Source organism: Pseudomonas sp. EA_15y_Pfl1_P101, assembly GCF_963970835.1.
In the GTDB taxonomy this organism is placed as follows: domain Bacteria; phylum Pseudomonadota; class Gammaproteobacteria; order Pseudomonadales; family Pseudomonadaceae; genus Aquipseudomonas; species Aquipseudomonas tritici.
This window is the reverse complement of record NZ_CAXAPA010000009.1, coordinates 48,839-67,438: the sequence shown is the minus strand read 5'-3', so window position 1 is coordinate 67,438 and position 18,600 is coordinate 48,839. Positions and strand designations below refer to the sequence as shown.

Below are 18,600 nucleotides of genomic sequence, written 5' to 3'. Positions count from 1 at the left end.
TGCGTGGCTAGAGCGCGCCTTTTTCGGTGTAGTAGCGTTCGGCACCCGGATGAAGTGCAATCGGCAGGTTCTTGGTGGCGTTTTCCAGGGTGATGTCCTTGGCAGCCGAATGAGCGTTACCGAGGCGGGGGAGGTTTTCGAACAATAATTTTGTCATCTGGTAGGCCAGCTCATCGGGTACATCCGAGCGGGTCACCAGAATGTTGGTGATCGCAGCCGTCGGCACCGCGTCAGGTTGGCCATCATAGGTGTTGGCCGGAATCACCGCGCTGTGATAGGCCGCGTTGCCGATTTTCGCCACCACTTCCGGGGGGATCGCCACATAGTTCAGCGGCATCACCGATGACAAGTCGCGGATGGCGGCCATGCCCAGTCCGGAAGACTGCAGCGTGGCATCCAGTTGCCGGTTCTTGATGAGCTCAACTGACTCGGCAAAGGGCAGGTATTGCACCTTGCCCATGTCTGCGTAGGTCAGGCCCGCCGCCTTGAAAATCGCCCGTGCGTTCAACTCGGTACCCGATTTCGGCGCTCCGACTGAGATAGTCTTGCCTTTAAGGTCCGCCAGCGTCTTGATCCCCGACTCTTTGCTGGCCACGATTTGAATGTAGTTGGGGTACGCGCCGGCAATGGCGCGTAACTTGGTCAGTGGTGTATTGAAGCCTGCCTCCTCGACGCCGTTCTTGGCATCCGCCACCGAGTCACCCAGCGCCAGTGCCAACTCGCCTCGACCCGATTGCAGCAGGTTCAGGTTCTCCACGGAGGCCTTGGTGGCCTGAACCGAAGTCTTTACGCCGGGGATGCCTTCATTGTAGATCTGGGAGAGGCCGACCCCGATCGGGTAATACACCCCGCTGGTGCCGCCTGTCAGGATGTTAATGAATACCGGGGCTGCCTGTGTCGCGGTGGTGAGTGTCAGGGTTGCGGCGGCTGCCAGCAGGATGAAGCGGTTCTTTACTCGCATGGGAATCTCTCCGGCTTGTCTTGTTTTTATTCAGAGCGACTCAACTGTAGTTGATTGATCACCGCAGTGGCGAGCGGACAGTCATACTATGTATCAGAATGGCTGGGTGAGGGTGCCGAGCGAGCGGTTAGACGCGAGCCGGAGTTGTAGTGATCGGGTCACTGCCGGTTGGACCTGACCGTTTAACCCGTTAATCTGGTTATTACATTTTATTGAATATCAACAAGGGGAATCCGCTCGGGTGATCAAACCGATATTGCTGATACGTCGTCGTTTTGCCTCGATCCGATGGCGTACTCGAGTGACGCTCTGGGCTGCTGCTACCCTCGCAGGGTTGCTGGTTGTGATGTTCGCCCGGCTGGCTGACCTGGCGCTGATGCAGTTCGCCCAACAGGCCGCCGCCCGGCCGTGGCTGCCGTTTATCTACACGCCGCTGATCGGCATGTTTGTGGTGTGGATGACCTCGCGTTTTTTTACAGGGGCCCAAGGCAGCGGTATTCCCCAGGTGATCGCCGCCACACGGTTGGCCCACCAAGGCAAGCCTGTGCATACGTTGGTGTCATTGCGTCTGGCCTTCGCCAAGATAGGCCTCGGTACCCTGGCCCTGACCGGTGGCTTTTCAGCGGGGCGTGAAGGGCCTTCGGTGCAAGTCGCCGCTTCAATCATGCATTTCTTTCATCGTTACCTACCCAACGCACGCATCATTCGCCCTGAAGACCTCATCCTGGCCGGTGGCGCAGCGGGTATTGCCGCCGCCTTCAATACGCCTTTGGCCGGTGTGGCCTTTGCGGTAGAGGAGTTGGGGCGCAAGTTGGAAACCCGCACCAGCGGGGTGTTGCTCAGCACGATCATCTTGTCGGGGATGGTCGCGATTGCCTTGCAGGGCAACTACAACTATTTCGGGCACTTCGACGTACAAGAGGCCAATCTCGATATCGTTCTTCCGATACTGACGATTGGTATTGGCTGTGGCCTTATGGGGGGATTGTTCAGTCGGATGCTCCTGTGGCCACAGCGCTATCGCCGTTTTGTCGTCTGGGAATGGCGCCGCCTGCATCCAGTCTGGTTTGCAGGTGGCTGCGGCATGATCGTGGCGATTCTCGGTTGGCTCAGCGGTGGCATGTCCTTTGGCAGCGGTTACGGGATCACCTCCCAGATCATCGTGTCTGATGTCGGTTTGCCGTGGCACGCGCCGATTACGCGTTTTCTGGCGACCGTCGTGACTTATTTTTCCGGTATACCGGGCGGTATTTTTGCCCCCTCTTTGGCGGTAGGCGCTGCTGTCGGGGCCAATGTTGCTGAATACTTCGCCCTGGCGGCACAGCCCATCATTGCACTGTGCATGGTGGGGTTTCTGGCAGCAGTCACGCAATCGCCGATCACTTCTGCAATCATCGTGATGGAGATGATCGACAGCCATGGCATGGTCATCAGTCTGATGGCTGTTGCGCTGATTGCCAAAGCAGTCAGTGCCAGGATGGGCCCCGAGCTCTATCAGCAGTTGGCGCGTGGCTTTCTGCAATCGGACGGCAGTGGCGCCGCCGCGCAAAAAGCCAACACGTAGAGAGTGTCAGTGCAGCAGCGGTCGCGCCGCTGCGCTGAGCGTGTGCCGGTCCTCTTCGAGTACAAGCGCAGTGTTCGCGTGCTTGAGCAGCCGTTCTGCGTGCCGGGTACAGGCACCCCTGAACATCGTCGGGTTTATCTGTGCCAAGCTTACAAGGGCCTTCATCATTCGCAGGTCGACCTCCACCAGGCCCGCGCCATCTCTGGCAATCGGTGCGAAGAAGTCATCGAACAGGTCATCCACGGTCAAACCGCTCAGGTAAACGTGTTGGCAGTCAGCGTCGATTTTCGCGGCGGGTTCTTTAGGTTTACCCCAACATGTCAGGCTTCTGACACCGCGCCCAATGACGTCAATGGCGGTGCCGGGGTCATTGACGGCCGGCGACAAGGCGCGGGAGGCGATCTCCGACAACACTGACAAGCCGAACCGGGGGTCGTGTTCGAACGTTCGACGCACGCCTATAGCCAGGGTAGCGATGATTTTTTCGTTGCTCGACGCCAGTTCTTCCCCGCGTGCCTTGTTCAAGCTGACGGTTCTTGCGAGCGGCATGCCGACATGCACAAAGCTTCCCGGCAGGACGTCCATAAATATCTGTATCTCGTCTGCTTTGGCGATCGCGCCTAACGCCTGAACGTCAATGTGCTGGACGTACCCCGTGTGGAGGCTTGTGATGATCAGCGCAGAACGGGGGATCACTGACTCGCAAGGGTAGGCGGCTGCCCCCAAATGCGGCCATTGGACTCGATTGTTAATGGCATCAATGGTTGCCTGCTCGACACGGTCAATGGTTTCTCCCACCCGGCCAAGCTTGGACAAATGATCGATCCAGCGCAAAAGGGTGTAGACAATCAGAATGACCACGGCGATGGTTACCGCGAATAGCAAAACCCTCCCTTTTGTACCGTAGGCGCCGGTACTCAGCGCAATGATCCCAACCAGGCTGAACAGGAATGAGCCGATAAAGGTGGCCAGGGCATTTTGTGTCGTGGTGTCTTCCATCACCAGTGTAGTGGCGCGCGGCGTCACGCCGCTGCTCGCTGCAGCGTAAGCGCTGACCATGGTACTTAACGAAAAGGTCGTCACCGCGAGCATACTTGAGGCAATGATGCCCAATATCTTATCGACGGCGTCGGCACCGATGCGGGCGGGCAACGACTCGGGAATGTAGTCCTTGAAGACAACGGCGAGTAACGCGGTCGCAATGCCCAGCAAGGAAAACAGACTCGCCCTGAACCACAGCCGTTTGGTCAATTGGTGTAGCACCCAGCGCCAGCGTGCGAGCATTTTTTATCCCTTCTGCAAATAACACGATGGAACCCACCGCAAGGATTCAGGGAAACGAAGGCGGTGAGTTGATTATCCTTAATGGAGTCTTCTGCCGGGCCAAGGGTTCATCCAGCGTCTTTGGTTGCTGCACAAGGAATGACTCGCTTGACCAATTTACCGATCGACATGCCTTGGATCAGGATAGAAAAAACGACCACCAGGTACGTCAGGGAAACCACGATATCGCGAGCTGCGCCTGGGGGCAGCGACAACGCCAATGCCACCGATATCCCGCCACGCAGGCCGCCCCAGGTCATCACACTCCAGGCACCTTCCGGTAGGCGGAAGCGTTTACCCAATACCGCAATGGGAACCCCTACAGTCAACAATCGTGATAACAACGTCAGCAATATGACCAGCAGGCCCGTGGTGAGCAATGGGTTGGAGAACTGGATCAGAACGACTTCCAAGCCGATCAATACAAACAGCACTGCGTTGAGTATTTCATCGATCAGTTCCCAGAACATGTCCAGGTTTTTTTCAGTCTGCTCGGACATGGCATGGGAGCGTCCTTGGTTACCCACAATCAGTCCCATCACCACCATCGCCAATGGGCCCGAAACATGGAACTGAGTGGCGACTGCATAGGCGCCGAGAACCGCGGCCAGGGTGATGAGCACCTCCTCCTGATAGCTATCGATACTCTTGAGCATTCTGTAAGTGATATAGCCCACGCAGGCGCCTAACAGGGCACCGCCCCCGGCTTCCTTCAGTAACAGCTGCGATGCGCCGCTAACCGACGGTGCCTCCCCGCTGGCAATCATTGCGACGATCAGCGAAAACAGCACGACACTCACACCGTCGTTGAACAGTGACTCACCGGAAATGACCAGCTCCACGCTATTTGGCGCGCCGGCAGATTTCAGAATACCCATCACGGCGATGGGGTCGGTGGGGGAGATCAGCGCGCCAAACACCAGGCAATAAGCTAACGGTAGCTGCAGTTCGGTAAGGGACAACAGCGCCCAGAGCCCAAAGCCGATGAACAATGTCGAGAGCGTTGTCCCTACCACGGCCAAGGATGCAACCTGCCATTTGTAGGCCCGCAGCTCCGACAGGTCCACATGCAACGCGCCAGCAAAGAGCAGCAATGACAACATGCCTTGCATCAGCAGTTCGGAAAAGTCGATGGACTCCACCAGCGATTGCTCAAGGGTATGCAAGGCATGAAAGCCCAGCGCATCGGATGCCATATTCAACAGTGACAGGCCCAAGGCAATGCCCATTACACCGATGGCGGATGGCAGGCCGACGTAGCGCCGATTGAGATAGGCGAGTACTGCTGTGATGCAAAGGAAGATCGCAATAATGTTCAGCATTGACCCGCTCCAAAAACACAGGATGAGGAAAGCACCCTAGGCAATGCAGATCGCAAATACCTCTGAGCGTTCAGAAATAACCGCCGCCTGCGCGGTGCATTCAGTGAATGCCGCGCCTGCCGGGAGTGTAAATATGACGGCCAGCCGTTACGCAGCATTTGTTGCCACTCATAGCGTAGATCAGACGTGGCGCTTGCTCCTCGTATCGGGATGTGATGTGGTGGGCGACACAGAAAGACCACTGCCCTTTGCGATGTAGGGCGCTCGCAAGTTTAATTCTTTTCAGCATTTCGAGGTTTCATGCAAATCGAGTTACAGGAGATTAGCGACCACCTCTACCGTTTCGCTCCATTTGATACGCTGCCAAAGGAATCGGTAGACGCCATCGCTCGGCGGGTAGAAGTGAGTTATTTCAAGGCCGGCAGTGACATCCTTGAAGCGGGCGCGATCATTCATGACTTGCACTATGTGCGTAGTGGTGCGGTGGAGATTTACCGGCGCAATGGCGAACTCTACAACCGACTTGTCGAAGGCGACCTCTTCGGTCAGGCCGGTTTGTTGCGCAGTAACAAGGTGCGTTTTCCCGCCAGAGCCTTGGAAGATAGCCTGATTTATTACATACCCGCCGACGTCTTCGCCGACCTGTGTGCGCAGCATGATGCGTTCGCCGACTTCGTTGAAGCTGAGGGGCACTCCAGGCTCAAGACTGCCGTTGAGGCGCAGGGGCGTGCGAGTGAGCTTATTCAGCTCAAATGCCGCGGCCTTATCTCTCGGCCTTTGGTATGGGTCACGTCGGATACCTGCGTTGGCGACGCGGCAAAAATCATGACAGAACAAAGCGTTTCTTGCGTGCTAGTGATGTCATCAGCGGGCTTGCAGGCGGCTCAAATCCAGGGAATCGTGACGGATCGGGACCTTCGCACACGCGTTGTCGCGGCCGGCCGAAACGCTGGCGAAACGGCTGCCCGAGACATCATGACGGCCGAGCCGGTAACGATAGGCGCCGACGACTCAGTGTTTGAAGCGATGCTGGTGATGTTGCGCCGTAATATTCACCATCTGCCGGTGGTCCACCATGGCCATCCGATCGGGCTGATCAACCTGTCGGATATCATCCGCTACGAGTCACACAGCAGTCTGTACCTGGTCAACAGAATCTCTAACCAGACGTCGGTCGACGGTCTGAAATCGCTTTTGCGTGACCTGCGCGGCACCTACATCCGCATGGTGCGTGACGGCGCGACGGCGCACATGATTGGTAGCGCGATTTCCGGCATTGGCCGTGCCTTTACCCAGCGTTTGCTGGAACTGGCAGAGAAAAAGCTGGGGCCGCCTCCGGTGCCTTACTGCTTCATGGTGCTGGGTTCCATGGCGCGTGATGAGCAGTTATTGGTGACTGACCAGGATAATGCCCTGGTGCTCGACGACGGCTTCGATCCGCTCCAGCACGATGCTTACTTCCGAGCGTTGGCGACGTTTGTGAGTGATGGCCTGGCCGCGTGCGGTTACAGCTATTGCAAAGGCGGGATCATGGCGACGAACGACCAGTGGCGTCAGCCATTGAAGGTATGGCGAAGTTATTTTGATCAGTGGATCGAAAAGCCTAACCCGACGACGTTGCTCAATAGTTGTATTTTTTTCGACCTGGACGGCGTGTTTGGCCAAGTGGAACTGGTACAAGAGCTTAAGGTGCTGTGCGCTCGAAAATCCAGCGCACATCCTGTTTTTTTGAGTGCCATGGCTCGGATTGCGCTTAACCGGACGCCGCCATTGGGCTTTTTCCGTACTTTTGTCGTTGAGACAGACGGGCAGCACAAACGGATCATCAACCTCAAGGGTCGAGGCACCGCACCGCTGACGGACCTGATCCGCATCCATGCGCTCGCGTGTGGCAGTACCGCGCAGAATTCATTTGATCGCATGGATGCCATCGCGAAGAGCAACGTCATTCCGCCTGAAGCATTAAAGCAACTGCGATACGCGCTGGAGTTCCTGTCGATGGTGCGAATTCGACACCAGGTTGACGCACTGGAGCAGGGCGCTGCGCTCAATAATTACGTCGAACCGGAACGCTTTTCCAACAGTGAGCGACATAACCTGAAAGAGGCGTTTCAGGTTTTGAGTAATGGCCAGAATTTCTTAAGATTCCGCTATCCATCAAAGGGTCGCCTGCCGTCATGAAACACGTGAAAGTGCAACCCGATCATAAAATGCTGGAGTGGTCTTCGAGGTTCGAGACCCTGGCAGACAATGCCGTTAACAGCCGCTTGCGACAGTTCTATCAAGCCGGCGCGGTCTCTGCGCAGGCCTCCATTGACAGCGTGCAACTGCTGGCCATGGACGTGGAAACCACCGGCCTTGATGCGCAAGCTGACAGCGTTGTGAGCATCGGGGTCATGCCGTTCACGCTGCAGCGCATTTATTGTGGGAACTCGCTTTACTGGGTAATAAAACCAGCGTCCGAGCTGAATGAAAAGTCGGTGACGTTTCATCACATAACCCATGCTGAAATTTCAGATGCGCCCACCTTTGAGCAGGTGCTGGCTCCATTGCTGGAGGCCATGGCAGGCAAGGTGATGGTGGTCCATTATCGGAATATTGAACGGGCCTTTTTGGATCAGGCAGTGCGCAGGCATTTAGGGGAAGGGTTTGAGTTCCCGGTCATCGATACGATGCAGTTGGAAGCCCGACTGCACCGGCAAAAGCGCGGGTGGTTCGCCCGACTTATGGGGCGCTCACAACCGTCCATAAGGCTGGCAGATAGCCGAGCGCGCCTTGGCCTTCCGGCTTATCACGCGCACCATGCATTAACCGATGCCCTGGCAACCGCAGAACTGTTGCAGGCGCAGGTAGCGACTTATTACTCAGCGTCCACGCCTGTTGGCGAGCTATGGAACTGAGTGACCGCTTGATAGTGAAACGCTAACGGCTGTCCGACCGATATTCCTGTGCGCATTGACTCGCCAGCGGTACTCAGTGCGGTGAATGCTTGTGACATCCTGGCTCAGGCATCGGCCCTAACCGGACCGATGTGCGGGAGGAACAGCCCGCAAGCGCGGGCTGCCATTACCTCGGCCATTGAGCTTGCAAAGACGTCCAGTCAAGCACTCAGCGTGTCTCATGATCCGTTTGAGAGCCCTCATCGCGCCAGGCACACACCGCGTGTCCTGCGTCATTTTTTCAAACGACGAAGCGATTCACCATCCTATTAAGGTCAACCGCCAACTTTGACATTTCCCCGCACGCGCTGGCTGTTTGACTGGCGCCCGCAGAACTCTGCACGGCAAGCTCTCGAATGCTGACGAGATTACGATCAACTTCTCGTGCAACATGGGCCTGCTCTTCAGACGCCGTTGCGATCAACATATTTCGCTCATTAATCTGCGTAATGGCCTTGGCGATCTGATCGAGTGAACTGCTGGCCTCCTGTGCCACATCGAGGGATTGGGTTGCCAGCTCTTTGCTTTTACTCATGGCTTCCACTGCTTCAGCTGAATCGCTCTGCATTGCAGAGATCATCTGTTCGATCTCTTGAGTGGAAGACTGCGTTCTGTGCGCCAACGCCCTGACCTCGTCAGCAACGACTGCAAAGCCGCGGCCTTGCTCACCAGCCCTGGCAGCTTCAATCGCTGCGTTCAACGCCAGAAGGTTAGTTTGCTCTGCGATTGCACGAATCACTTCGACGACTTTGTTGATGCTTTGAGCCCGCTGTGACAAAACCTGAATCTTGTCACTCGTGGCTTCAACATTGCCGCTGAGTTTTTCAATCGACTTCAACGTTTGAGAGACTCGCTCTAAACCGGTTTCAGTGAAGCCCTGGGTGCGACGCGACTCTTCCGAGGCCGACTCCGCATTACGGGCCACCTCATCAACCGCCGCACTCATCTCAGTTACCGCAGTGGCCGCTTGGTTGACTTCATCATTTTGGGAGATGAGACCTCGACTGGATTCCTCAGTGACCGCTGTCATTTCTTCTGCGGCTGAGGCCAGCTGTGTAGATGAGTCGCCGATTTGCATGATGGTTCGGCGAAGGTTCTCTTGCATCTGGGCCAGCGCTTTTAACAGGCGTCCGGCTTCATCCTTCCCGCTGACGTGCACTTCTTTGGAGAGATCACTGCCGGCGATGCGTTCTGCCACAGATAACGCTGCACCGATTGGGGTCGTAATGCTCTTGGTCAGAAGTATTGCCAACCCGACAGTCAGGACGACGACGACGGTAATAAGGCCAATGATTGTCCAGATGCCTTCGGAGTAAGTATTGGTTGCGTATTGCCCAGCCGCTGTGGCGCCGTCGTTGTTGAAGTCAGTCAGGGCTTTGATTTCACCCTCCATCCTATTCGTCAACGGCCGTATACCTGTACTCACGAGGTTGACGGCGGCAGGTATGTCACCGCGCGCCATCAACGGTTCGAGGATATCCAGTTGTTTGGCGTACGCATCGGCGGACGCTGTCACTACTTGATAAAGCGCGCGTTCGTCGTTACCCGTGATCAGAGATTCATAATTTAGCACCGCATCCGCGAACGCCTTCCGGTAGCCTGGGAAGGACGCAACCGTCGATTGAACTGCTTGAGGGTCAGCAAGTGCACGCTGGGTTTCAAGTCTGAGCCGCATTGCGCCAACGTTCATCAACGCCGTTTGTCGGATACTTGGAAGCCAATTGTTTTCGACATCTTTTTCGGCGTCCTGCAGCTTGCCCATTTGCACAGCAGCGACCGCGCCGAGCACAAAGACCAATGCAATGATCGACGCGAAAAACAAGGAAGCTCGGGGTGCTACGTTGAGGTTTCTAAGGTTCATGCGAACTTCCTAACGCGAGGGAATGATCTAGGTAACCAGTCTATCGACCTGACGGTAATAAACTTAATCTGGCCTCTCGCTATAGGTGCTCTGCTCAGTCGTCTGCGGGCATCAGTCGATGCACTAAAGTGCTGCGCTACGTTTAAGTGTCTAATACCAAACGCTGCTGACAACCAGAACGTGAGCGTTCATGCATGCATGTACCAAGTTCTTACCGGGGTGGTTTTTTCTGTCGTTAATACCCGCCTGCTCAGACGGACGCCATCGCCCCGGGCGATGGCGTCACGGGTGTGTTTGCTGTGCGCTGACAGCGAAAGCCCTAAGTGCTAACGAGGCTCAGACATCAGTCCTTTCACGAGGGATATGCATCCCAGCATTAAAACGATTGCGAAAGGCAACCCTGTGGACACTGCCATTGCCTGCAGTGCTACAAGACCGCCGCCCAACAAGAGGGCAATCGCAATCACGCCCTCGATGACCGCCCAGAACACACGCTGAGGCACAGGCGCATCCACCTTGCCGCCGGCGGTGATCGTGTCGATTACCAAGGAGCCTGAGTCCGAGGAGGTAATAAAAAACACAATGACCAGAACGATGCCCAGGAAGGAGGTGATCTCTTTAAGCGGCAGCTCTCCCAGCATGGCGAACAACTTCAGCTCCAGCACAGCGTCCTTGACGCCCACCAGGCCCTGTAAAGTCGTTTGGTCAATGGCGGTTCCGCCGAACGTTGTCATCCACAGCACAGACACCACTGAGGGAACGAGCAAGACCGAGATCAGAAACTCTCTGACGGTGCGACCACGACTGACGCGCGCGATAAACATGCCTACAAACGGCGACCAACTGATCCACCACGCCCAGTAGAAGGCCGTCCAGCCCTGGGTGAATTGGGTGTCAGTGCGGCCGAATGGATTTGACAGTGCCGGCAGGTATTCAGCATACGTCACCAGGTTCTTGAAGAACCCTGTGAAGATGGCCAAGGTCGGTCCCACTGCGATGATAAACACCAGTAAGAGCAATGCGAGTCCCATATTGATCTGGGAAAGCATTTTGACGCCCTTGTCCAAACCGGCAAGGACTGACCACAGCGCGATCAAGGTAATGCCAACGATCAGCACGACTTTACTGAGGTTCGTCGATTGTATCCCGAAGAGGTATTCAATCCCCGCGGCAGCCTGCTCTGCACCAATGCCCAGAGAGGTTGCCAACCCGAATAGCGTGGCGAATACCGCCAGGATATCGATGATATGCCCCGGCCAGCCCCAAACGCGCTCACCCAACAGTGGATAGAAAATCGAGCGTATCGAAAGCGGTAACCCCTTGTTGTAAGAAAACAACGCCAAGGACAACGCCACAATCGCATAGATCGCCCAGGGATGAAGTCCCCAGTGAAAGATCGTAGCGGCCATTGCCAAGTCGGCGGATGCTTTCATATCGCCTGCTGCACCGCCCAACGGCGCCCAGTCCGTACGCACGCCGCTCGCATCGACTGTCACGCCTCCCATGGACGCCGCGTAATGCGACATCGGTTCTGCGACGCCATAAAACATCAAGCCGATGCCCATGCCCGCGGCAAACAGCATTGAAAACCATCCGACGTAGGAGTGATCGGGTTTGGCATCTCTGCCGCCCAAACGTACCTTCCCCAGCGGGGAGAAAATCAGCGCAATGCACAGCACCACAAAAACGTTCGCAATGCTCATGAAGAGCCAGGCGAGGTGGCTGGTTAACCAGTTCCGGATAGCGCTGAAGAGGGGTTCTACTTCATTCTGCAAGGCCAGTGTCAAAATCACGAACAGCAGGATGGTGGCCGCTGAAATGATGAAGACTTTGCCGTGGATATCGAGCGAGAACGAAAACTCTCCCTTGATATTGTCTTGACCAATAACATAGTCGGTGTCGATCAGATTGGCAGCTCCACTTGGAGCCGGAATACCGTCCTCACTGGCAATGTGAGGGGTGTTAGGCCGATCATCCGTAGGCTTTTCAACCATAAGAATCTCCTTGTTGTTGGCACGTCTTAACGTGTAGTTGTGATTATCCCCGCTGTTCCTATGGTAAAACGAGATATAAACGCCGTTATCCTAACAAGCTTTTAGAACAAAACCGCCAAAACCTGCCAATTGCATAGCCCTTCGATCGAATATGTCACCGCCACATGACGTCTTTGTCGGCTGCAATCTATTCGCTTGAGTGCAATGAACAGGTTTGCGCGGGCCCGCTTAATGCCCCATCAACTTATTTATGCCATCGGGTTTGTCGTGAACGCCAAAGCGATCCACGATCGTGGACGTAGCCTGGTTCATCCCGATGACATCCACGTGAACCCCTTCTCGGCGTAGCTTGAGCACGACCTTGTCGAGCGCAGCGACTGAAGTGATATCCCAAAAGTGGGCCTCTCGAAGATCGATGGTCAGGGTCTCCAGCCGTTCCTTAAGGTCGAACGAATGAGTGAACCTGTCCGCTGAGCCAAAAAACACCTGGCCTGTGACGTAGTAAGTGCGATGGGCATGTGCGGGGTCACGCTGAGAGGTGACCTCCAGGTAATGTCCGATCTTGTTGGCGAAGAACATGGCGGCCAGCAAGGTGCCTGCGACAACGCCGTAGGCCAGGTTATGGGTCGCGACGACCACGACCACAGTGACCAGCATCACGATGTTCGTTGAGAGCGGATAGTCTTTGAGATTGCGGATGGAGTCCCAACTGAAGGTGCTGATGGAGACCATGATCATCACGGCGACCAACGCGGCCATCGGTATGCGGGCGAGCCAGTCGCCCATGAAGATCATCATGATCAGCAGTGAAACGCCTGCACTCAGCGTAGACAAGCGGGTTCGTCCGCCAGATTTAACATTGATCATCGACTGCCCGATCATCGCGCACCCTGCCATGCCGCCAATGAGGCTGCTGGTGATGTTGGCGATACCCTGGCCTTTGCATTCACGATTCTTGTCGCTGCTCGTGTCTGTCAGGTCGTCGACGATGGTTGCTGTCATCATCGACTCCAGCAAACCGACCACTGCCAGCGCGGCAGAGTACGGCAGTACAATCATCAGTGTTTCAAGGTTTAGCGGCACGCTTGGCCACAAGAATATCGGCAGACTATCAGGCAGCGAACCCATGTCGCCTACCGTATGTATATTCAGGCCCATGTAGATCGAAATCGCCATCAGCACGATGATGCATACGAGCGGCGAGGGGAGCAGTTTTCCTACGGCCGGCAGCCTTGGGAACAGGTAAATAATCGCCAGTCCGCCAGCAGTCATGGCGTAAACAGGCCAGGTTACCCCGGTGAGTTCTGGCAGCTGCGCCATGAAAATCAGGATCGCCAAGGCGTTAACGAAACCTGTGACGACTGATCGCGATACGAAGCGCATCAGCTCGCCCAGCCGCAAATAGCCCGCGATGATTTGAAGTACGCCGCATGTCAGCGAGGCGGCGAGGAGGTACTGAAGGCCGTGATCCTTGACCAGGTTGACCATGAGCAATGCCATGGCGCCGGTGGCCGCCGAGATCATTGCCGCACGCCCCCCAACAAACGAGATCACAGTGCAGATACAGAAAGAGGCATAAAGGCCAACCTTTGGGTCGACGCCGGCAATAATAGAAAAGGCAATAGCCTCTGGAATAAGGGCCAGTGCGACAACGAGGCCCGCGAGAACATCGGCTCGGATATTCGACAGCCAAGCGACTTTGAACTTTTCAAACATTGATTCACCCATGGCAGGTACCACATCCCGCGCAGCGGTGGGCGCTGAGCAGTGCGTGTGTATCTGTCTTCAATTGAGTTGTGGAGTGGCTGCGGCCAAAAAAGCGGGCGCGGCAAAATACGACCGCAGCTAGGAGGCGGTCAGGGTCGTGCGAGGGGGCGGTGCGCTATGGCGGCGTAGGCAGCCAGTTGGAACGGGGCAAGGTAACTCCTTTGGCGTGTCGTCGATAGACCACAGGATACTAACCGGCAGTTGCGCACGCGCACAACCGATAGGCGGGCTTGCACGAACGTATCATGTAGAATACGCCCATGGGTGTCACCGCAAAACGCGGGAGGGCAGGTTTAATTCAGCGCAGGTCGGGCCGCCGCGCGGAGTGGCTGTGCCTATGAGCTTGAAATCTTCACGTCCGGATAAAACCCACGGCCATCGTGAATCACGCGACACGCGTGCTTTTTTCTCCCGATTCCTGGCCGCGGAATCCGCGGGTGGCCTGATACTCATGGCCGCTGCTTCGATAGCACTCCTCGTCGCCAACTCCCCGTTGGCAGACATTTACTTCTCGTCACTGCACGTAAAAGTCGTTGGCCTCTCGATTGAGCACTGGATCAATGATGGCCTGATGGCTGTCTTTTTCATGTTGGTCGGGTTGGAGATCAAGCGTGAAATGCTGGTTGGCCAATTATCGAGCTGGAGCCAGCGCGCACTTCCAGGGTTCGCCGCGGTAGGCGGTATGCTGGTGCCTGCTTTGATCTACATTGCGGTCAACTGGGGCAATGCCGAAACCTTGGGGGGGTGGGCTATTCCTGCAGCGACCGATATCGCGTTTGCCTTGGGCGTACTATCGCTGCTCGGTAAACGTGTGCCCATTTCGTTGAAAATCTTTCTATCCGCGCTGGCGATTCTTGATGACCTTGGCGCCGTACTGATCATCGCCCTGTTTTACACCAGCGGCTTGTCGGTCAGCATGTTGCTGGCCTCACTGAGCGTTATTGTGTTCCTGGTGATGCTCAACCGATTCGGTGTGACCCGGCTCTGGCCTTACCTGATAGCGGGCGGTCTGCTGTGGTTCTTTATGCTTCAGTCGGGTATCCACGCAACCCTGGCAGGTGTCATTCTCGCACTGTGCATTCCGATGCGGGCGGCGAGCAGCGAGCGCAAATCGCCGCTCATCCACTTGGAAGAAAAGCTGCACCCGTGGGTCGCTTTCGCCGTTGTACCCATCTTCGGTTTTGCCAATGCGGGTGTCTCTCTTGCCGGTATCTCGCCCAATAACCTGATCGACCCGGTACCTCTGGGGGTTACGCTTGGGCTATTGTTAGGCAAGCAAATTGGCGTGTTTGGTTTGGCTGCGTTGGCGATTCGCGCAGGGCTGGCCAAGCTGCCTGAGCAATGTGATTGGTCTCAGCTGTACGGTGTAGCGCTGCTGTGCGGCATTGGTTTCACAATGAGCCTGTTCATCGGGGCGCTGGCCTTCCCGGATAACCCGCATTTGGTCGATGAGGTGAAGGTTGGCGTGCTTATGGGCTCTATTCTTTCCGCTGTCCTCGGTGTGGCTGTTCTTTTGAAGGCTAAACGTTAATCCTGAGCTTATCTGTCCGTTGATAACTGCATGGGGGGATGAGCATCCAGTCGCGCCGAGGGGTTCAGGCATCACGAAGGCTGCTGTTCGATCAATTTTTTGGCCTTGAGATGCTCCGAAAACAAATCCAGAATTAAATGATTTCCTGCTCCGGCAAGAAAAGCCACTCTGGTGAGTGGCTTTTTTTGCCTGCGATTTATGAAATAGACGCTTAAGTGTCTTTTTTGTAAACGCCGTCAGTCGCAAGCAGTATCTGAGCCATTTCACCTGTTAGGCGTCTTATAGAACAACGGACTATTTTTAAAGCCAGGCAAAGGTTGATAGCATCAAGCCACCCTTTTTGAGTGTCCGCAATGTCTCGTTCTTACAACCGTAGAGTGATGCTGGGCCTCGTTTTGATGCTATCAAGCACGATCACCCTGGCTGCCAATACGCCTTGTTCAGGTCGCAAGGGTGGGATTGCGGGCTGTGATGGTGACGCGTTCCTGTGCAACGACGGCTCCATCAGTGCTTCGAAAAAAAGTTGTCCGGCCTACATCGGCAATCGCCAGGCACGGCCCGCGTTGCAACCGCTGCAAGATCTTAAAGATAGCTGCGGCTGCGGCAGTGGTGCTTACTGCACCGGACCAAGGGGTGGGGTTTACTGCCTCACGCCTTCCGGGCAAAAAAGTTATCGGCGTCGTTGACATCATCGCCTGCGCTTACCGATGTCGATATCAGACCAATCCCTGCCGCTTTCAGGCTGTTTTCAGTGAAGTCAGGCCGCGTAAGGTGACCCATCATTAAGAAATGATGATCGCCTGACCCTTCAGTCAGTACGCCCTGACGTCGATCACCGAGAACAACAAAAACAATGAATAGCCTGAATTCCAACGATTCGAACGGCCAGTTGGCACAGGGCTTCAAGCCGCGTCATGTCACCATGCTTTCCATTGCGGGCATTATCGGCGCGGGGTTGTTCGTCGGTTCCGGACACGCGATCGCCGCGGCTGGGCCGGCGGTGCTGCTGGCCTATCTGTTCTCCGGCACGCTGGTGGTGCTGGTTATGCGCATGTTGGGGGAGATGGCGGTGGCCAACCCCGATACGGGGTCATTCTCGACCTATGCCGACCAGGCCATCGGCCGCTGGGCCGGGTTCACCATCGGTTGGTTGTACTGGTGGTTCTGGGTGCTGGTGATCCCCATCGAAGCCCTGGCCGCCGGGCATATTCTCAACCAGTGGTTCCCACAGATCGACGCTTGGCTGTTTGCCTTGCTGTCGATCTTTTTGTTGGTGGTCACCAATCTGTTCAGCGTGTCCAAGTACGGTGAGTTCGAGTTCTGGTTCGCCATGGCCAAGGTAATTGCGATCATCGGCTTCATCGGTCTGGGCTTCGCGGTTTTGATGGGCTGGATTCCCGAGCGGGAGGCCAGTGGGTTGAGCCGGTTGATGGAGGAACATGGCGGTTTCGCGCCCAACGGGCTGTCGGCAGTGGTCGGGGCTTTCATCACGATCATGTTCAGTTTCATCGGTACCGAAGCGGTTACCATCGCGGCGGCCGAATCCAGTAACCCGGCGCAGAACATCGCCCGGGCCACGCGCTCGGTGATGTGGCGCATCGGCGTGTTCTATCTGTTGTCGATTTTCGTGGTGATTTCCGTGGTGCCATGGAATGACCCGCTGTTGGCGTCTGTAGGGTCGTATCAACGGGCACTGGAGCTGATGAACATTCCCCACGCCAAACTGCTGGTTGATGGGGTGGTGTTGATCGCCGTGGCCAGTTGTATGAATTCCTCCATCTACATCGCCTCGCGCATGCTGTTTTCCCTGGGCAAGCGGGGCGACGCACCCCAGCTGATGAGGAAGACCTCGGCGGCGAGCGTGCCAAGGGCGGCGGTGATCGCCAGCACGATCCTGGGCGCGGGAGTGACCCTGTTCAGCTACTTCGCGCCGGCCGGGTTGTTCCAGTTCCTGCTGGCCAGCTCGGGCGCCATCGCCTTGCTGGTGTACCTGGTGATCGCCATTTCCCAGTTGCGCATGCGCAAGATCCTACGACAGCGCAACGTCACGCTGACCTTCCAGATGTGGCTGTTTCCGTGGCTGACCTGGTTGGTCATTGCGTTCATCTGTACCGCATTGACGGTGATGCTGGTGACCCCCGAGCACCGTTCTGAAGTGTCCTCGACAATCGGCCTGGCCTTGATAATTTCCCTGATCGGCTTGCTCACCGCGCGGCAGCCTGAACGCGCGCAAAAAACAGTGGCCGCAGCTTCGCAGCCATGAGTGCCCGTCCTGTCAGCAGCATCGTTTTCGTGCTGCTGGACCAGTTCACCTTGATGTCACTGGCGGCTGCAGTCGAGCCGTTGCGCATGGCCAATCAGCTGTCTGGCCAGGAGCTTTACAAGTGGCATACCGCGAGCCCGGACGGCAACCCTGTGTGGGCCAGTGACGGCGTGCCCATCACGCCTGACGGTTCGATACTCGGCGTGCTGCCCGCCGACATTGTGATTGTCTGTGGCGGCATCGGCATCCAGGGCACCGTGACTGGCGAACTGGTCAAGTGGTTGCGCGGCCAGACGCGTTACGCCAAGCGATTGGGCGGTATTTGTACCGGTAGCTTTGTGTTGGCGCGGGCCGGCTTGTTGGATGGCTATGAATGCAGCGTGCATTGGGAGTGGTTGGCCGCCATGCAGGAGGCCTTCCCACGGGTGACTGTCAGTTCCAGCCTGTTCAGCCTCGACCGGGACCGTCTCACCAGCTCGGGCGGTACCGCGCCCTTGGACATGATGCTGCACTTGATCGGTCGGGATCACGGGCATGAGCTGTCGGCGGCCATTTCCGACATGTTTGTGTACGAGCGGATCCGCAACGAGCAGGACCATCAGCGCGTGCCCCTCAAGCATATGCTGGGCACCCAGCAACCCAAGTTGCAGGAAATCGTGGCATTGATGGAGGCGAACCTGGAGGAACCGATCAACTTGGACGAGCTGGCCGCGTATGTCGCGTTGTCGCGTCGCCAGCTTGAGCGCATGTTCCAGAAGTACCTGCACTGTTCGCCTTCGCGCTATTACCTCAGGCTGCGGCTGATCCGTGCGCGGCAGTTGCTCAAGCAGACACCCATTTCAATCGTGGAATTGGCCGTGCTTTGTGGCTTTGTGTCCACACCGCACTTTTCCAAGTGCTACCGCGAATACTTCGGCGTACCGCCCAGCGATGAGCGTTCAGTCACGGACAGCGAGCGATCCGTCGTGCTCAAGCCGGTGCTGCACACGTTGCCTGCGCCCGCGCCCATGAACGTGTTGGAGCAGGCGCGGGGCGAGGCAACGTTTGCCAGCGTGAAGAACCTGAAGTCCTGAAT

At 56.4% G+C, this 18,600-nt stretch carries 13 protein-coding genes and 1 pseudogene; 8 read left to right on the top strand and 6 right to left on the bottom strand.

The genetic code is table 11. The features are described 5' to 3' along the window. Positions 1-7: 7 nt before the first annotated feature. Entirely contained in the window at positions 8-961 is a 954-nt protein-coding gene (locus AACY36_RS15795; protein ID WP_339419412.1) for a TAXI family TRAP transporter solute-binding subunit, read from the bottom strand. Between the two features lie 241 nt (positions 962-1,202). Here AACY36_RS15795 and AACY36_RS15790 point away from each other — a divergent pair, with 241 nt between their 5' ends. Further along, positions 1,203-2,525, top strand: coding sequence for a chloride channel protein (locus AACY36_RS15790; RefSeq protein ID WP_339419410.1), 1,323 nt, complete (start codon positions 1,203-1,205; stop codon positions 2,523-2,525). Between the two features lie 6 nt (positions 2,526-2,531). Here AACY36_RS15790 and AACY36_RS15785 read toward each other — a convergent pair whose 3' ends face one another. Both AACY36_RS15785 and AACY36_RS15780 read right to left on the bottom strand, forming a co-directional pair. Further along, complete coding sequence (locus tag AACY36_RS15785) at positions 2,532-3,809, bottom strand: DUF2254 domain-containing protein (RefSeq protein WP_339419408.1); 1,278 nt, start codon at positions 3,807-3,809, stop codon at positions 2,532-2,534. Between the two features lie 107 nt (positions 3,810-3,916). Beyond that, positions 3,917-5,170, bottom strand: coding sequence for a cation:proton antiporter (locus AACY36_RS15780; protein WP_339419406.1), 1,254 nt, complete (start codon positions 5,168-5,170; stop codon positions 3,917-3,919). Between the two features lie 300 nt (positions 5,171-5,470). Between AACY36_RS15780 and AACY36_RS15775 the strand changes: the two genes are divergently transcribed. From AACY36_RS15775 to AACY36_RS15765, 3 genes and pseudogenes are all read left to right on the top strand, one after another. Continuing rightward, positions 5,471-7,351, top strand: coding sequence for a DUF294 nucleotidyltransferase-like domain-containing protein (locus AACY36_RS15775; protein ID WP_339419404.1), 1,881 nt, complete (start codon positions 5,471-5,473; stop codon positions 7,349-7,351). Beyond that, positions 7,348-8,070, top strand: a complete 723-nt coding sequence (locus AACY36_RS15770; RefSeq protein ID WP_339419402.1) for a 3'-5' exonuclease — start codon at positions 7,348-7,350, stop codon at positions 8,068-8,070. The genes AACY36_RS15775 and AACY36_RS15770 overlap by 4 nt, the downstream gene beginning before the upstream one ends. Positions 8,071-8,124: 54 nt before the next feature. Further along, a pseudogene (locus tag AACY36_RS15765) lies at positions 8,125-8,268 on the top strand (helix-hairpin-helix domain-containing protein); the annotation flags it as partial. 82 nt (positions 8,269-8,350) lie between these two features. On the opposite strand, the gene AACY36_RS15760 reads toward AACY36_RS15765, so the two are convergent. From AACY36_RS15760 to AACY36_RS15750, 3 genes are all read right to left on the bottom strand, one after another. Next, positions 8,351-9,970 carry a methyl-accepting chemotaxis protein gene (locus AACY36_RS15760; RefSeq protein ID WP_339419400.1) on the bottom strand — a complete coding sequence of 540 codons (1,620 nt, stop codon included), beginning with the start codon at positions 9,968-9,970 and terminating at the stop codon, positions 8,351-8,353. Positions 9,971-10,296: 326 nt separating this feature from the next. Beyond that, positions 10,297-11,964 (bottom strand): BCCT family transporter, encoded by a 1,668-nt coding sequence (locus tag AACY36_RS15755; RefSeq protein ID WP_339419398.1) that lies wholly within the window; start codon positions 11,962-11,964, stop codon positions 10,297-10,299. A gap of 228 nt (positions 11,965-12,192) precedes the next feature. Beyond that, the gene (locus tag AACY36_RS15750; RefSeq protein WP_339419508.1) at positions 12,193-13,680 is read right to left on the bottom strand and encodes a SulP family inorganic anion transporter; all 1,488 of its coding nucleotides are present in this window, start codon (positions 13,678-13,680) and stop codon (positions 12,193-12,195) included. Between the two features lie 388 nt (positions 13,681-14,068). On the opposite strand from AACY36_RS15750, the gene nhaA reads away from it, so the two are divergent. The 4 genes from nhaA to AACY36_RS15730 all read left to right on the top strand — a co-directional run bounded on the left by nhaA (position 14,069) and on the right by AACY36_RS15730 (position 18,598). Next, positions 14,069-15,262 (top strand): Na+/H+ antiporter NhaA, encoded by a 1,194-nt coding sequence (gene nhaA / locus AACY36_RS15745; protein ID WP_339419396.1) that lies wholly within the window; start codon positions 14,069-14,071, stop codon positions 15,260-15,262. Positions 15,263-15,642: 380 nt separating this feature from the next. After that, on the top strand, positions 15,643-15,948 hold the full coding sequence (locus tag AACY36_RS15740) for a YdcA family protein (protein ID WP_339419505.1): 306 nt from the start codon (positions 15,643-15,645) through the stop codon (positions 15,946-15,948). Between the two features lie 167 nt (positions 15,949-16,115). Then, positions 16,116-17,525 carry a GABA permease gene (gene gabP, locus AACY36_RS15735; protein ID WP_339419395.1) on the top strand — a complete coding sequence of 470 codons (1,410 nt, stop codon included), beginning with the start codon at positions 16,116-16,118 and terminating at the stop codon, positions 17,523-17,525. Beyond that, positions 17,522-18,598, top strand: coding sequence for a GlxA family transcriptional regulator (locus AACY36_RS15730; RefSeq protein WP_339428061.1), 1,077 nt, complete (start codon positions 17,522-17,524; stop codon positions 18,596-18,598). The genes gabP and AACY36_RS15730 overlap by 4 nt, the downstream gene beginning before the upstream one ends. The last annotated feature ends 2 nt before the right edge of the window (positions 18,599-18,600 follow it).

Bases quoted from the DNA above. Each gene is read 5' to 3' on its own strand.
- AACY36_RS15795 (WP_339419412.1), bottom strand. From the start codon at position 961: ATGCGAGTAAAGAACCGCTTCATCCTGCTGGCAGCCGCCGCAACCCTG.
- AACY36_RS15785 (WP_339419408.1), bottom strand. From the start codon at position 3,809: ATGCTCGCACGCTGGCGCTGGGTGCTACACCAATTGACCAAACGGCTG.
- AACY36_RS15780 (WP_339419406.1), bottom strand. From the start codon at position 5,170: ATGCTGAACATTATTGCGATCTTCCTTTGCATCACAGCAGTACTCGCC.
- AACY36_RS15775 (WP_339419404.1), top strand. From the start codon at position 5,471: ATGCAAATCGAGTTACAGGAGATTAGCGACCACCTCTACCGTTTCGCT.
- AACY36_RS15770 (WP_339419402.1), top strand. From the start codon at position 7,348: ATGAAACACGTGAAAGTGCAACCCGATCATAAAATGCTGGAGTGGTCT.
- AACY36_RS15760 (WP_339419400.1), bottom strand. From the start codon at position 9,970: ATGAACCTTAGAAACCTCAACGTAGCACCCCGAGCTTCCTTGTTTTTC.
- AACY36_RS15755 (WP_339419398.1), bottom strand. From the start codon at position 11,964: ATGGTTGAAAAGCCTACGGATGATCGGCCTAACACCCCTCACATTGCC.
- AACY36_RS15750 (WP_339419508.1), bottom strand. From the start codon at position 13,680: ATGTTTGAAAAGTTCAAAGTCGCTTGGCTGTCGAATATCCGAGCCGAT.
- nhaA (WP_339419396.1), top strand. From the start codon at position 14,069: ATGAGCTTGAAATCTTCACGTCCGGATAAAACCCACGGCCATCGTGAA.
- AACY36_RS15740 (WP_339419505.1), top strand. From the start codon at position 15,643: ATGCTGGGCCTCGTTTTGATGCTATCAAGCACGATCACCCTGGCTGCC.
- gabP (WP_339419395.1), top strand. From the start codon at position 16,116: ATGAATAGCCTGAATTCCAACGATTCGAACGGCCAGTTGGCACAGGGC.
- AACY36_RS15730 (WP_339428061.1), top strand. From the start codon at position 17,522: ATGAGTGCCCGTCCTGTCAGCAGCATCGTTTTCGTGCTGCTGGACCAG.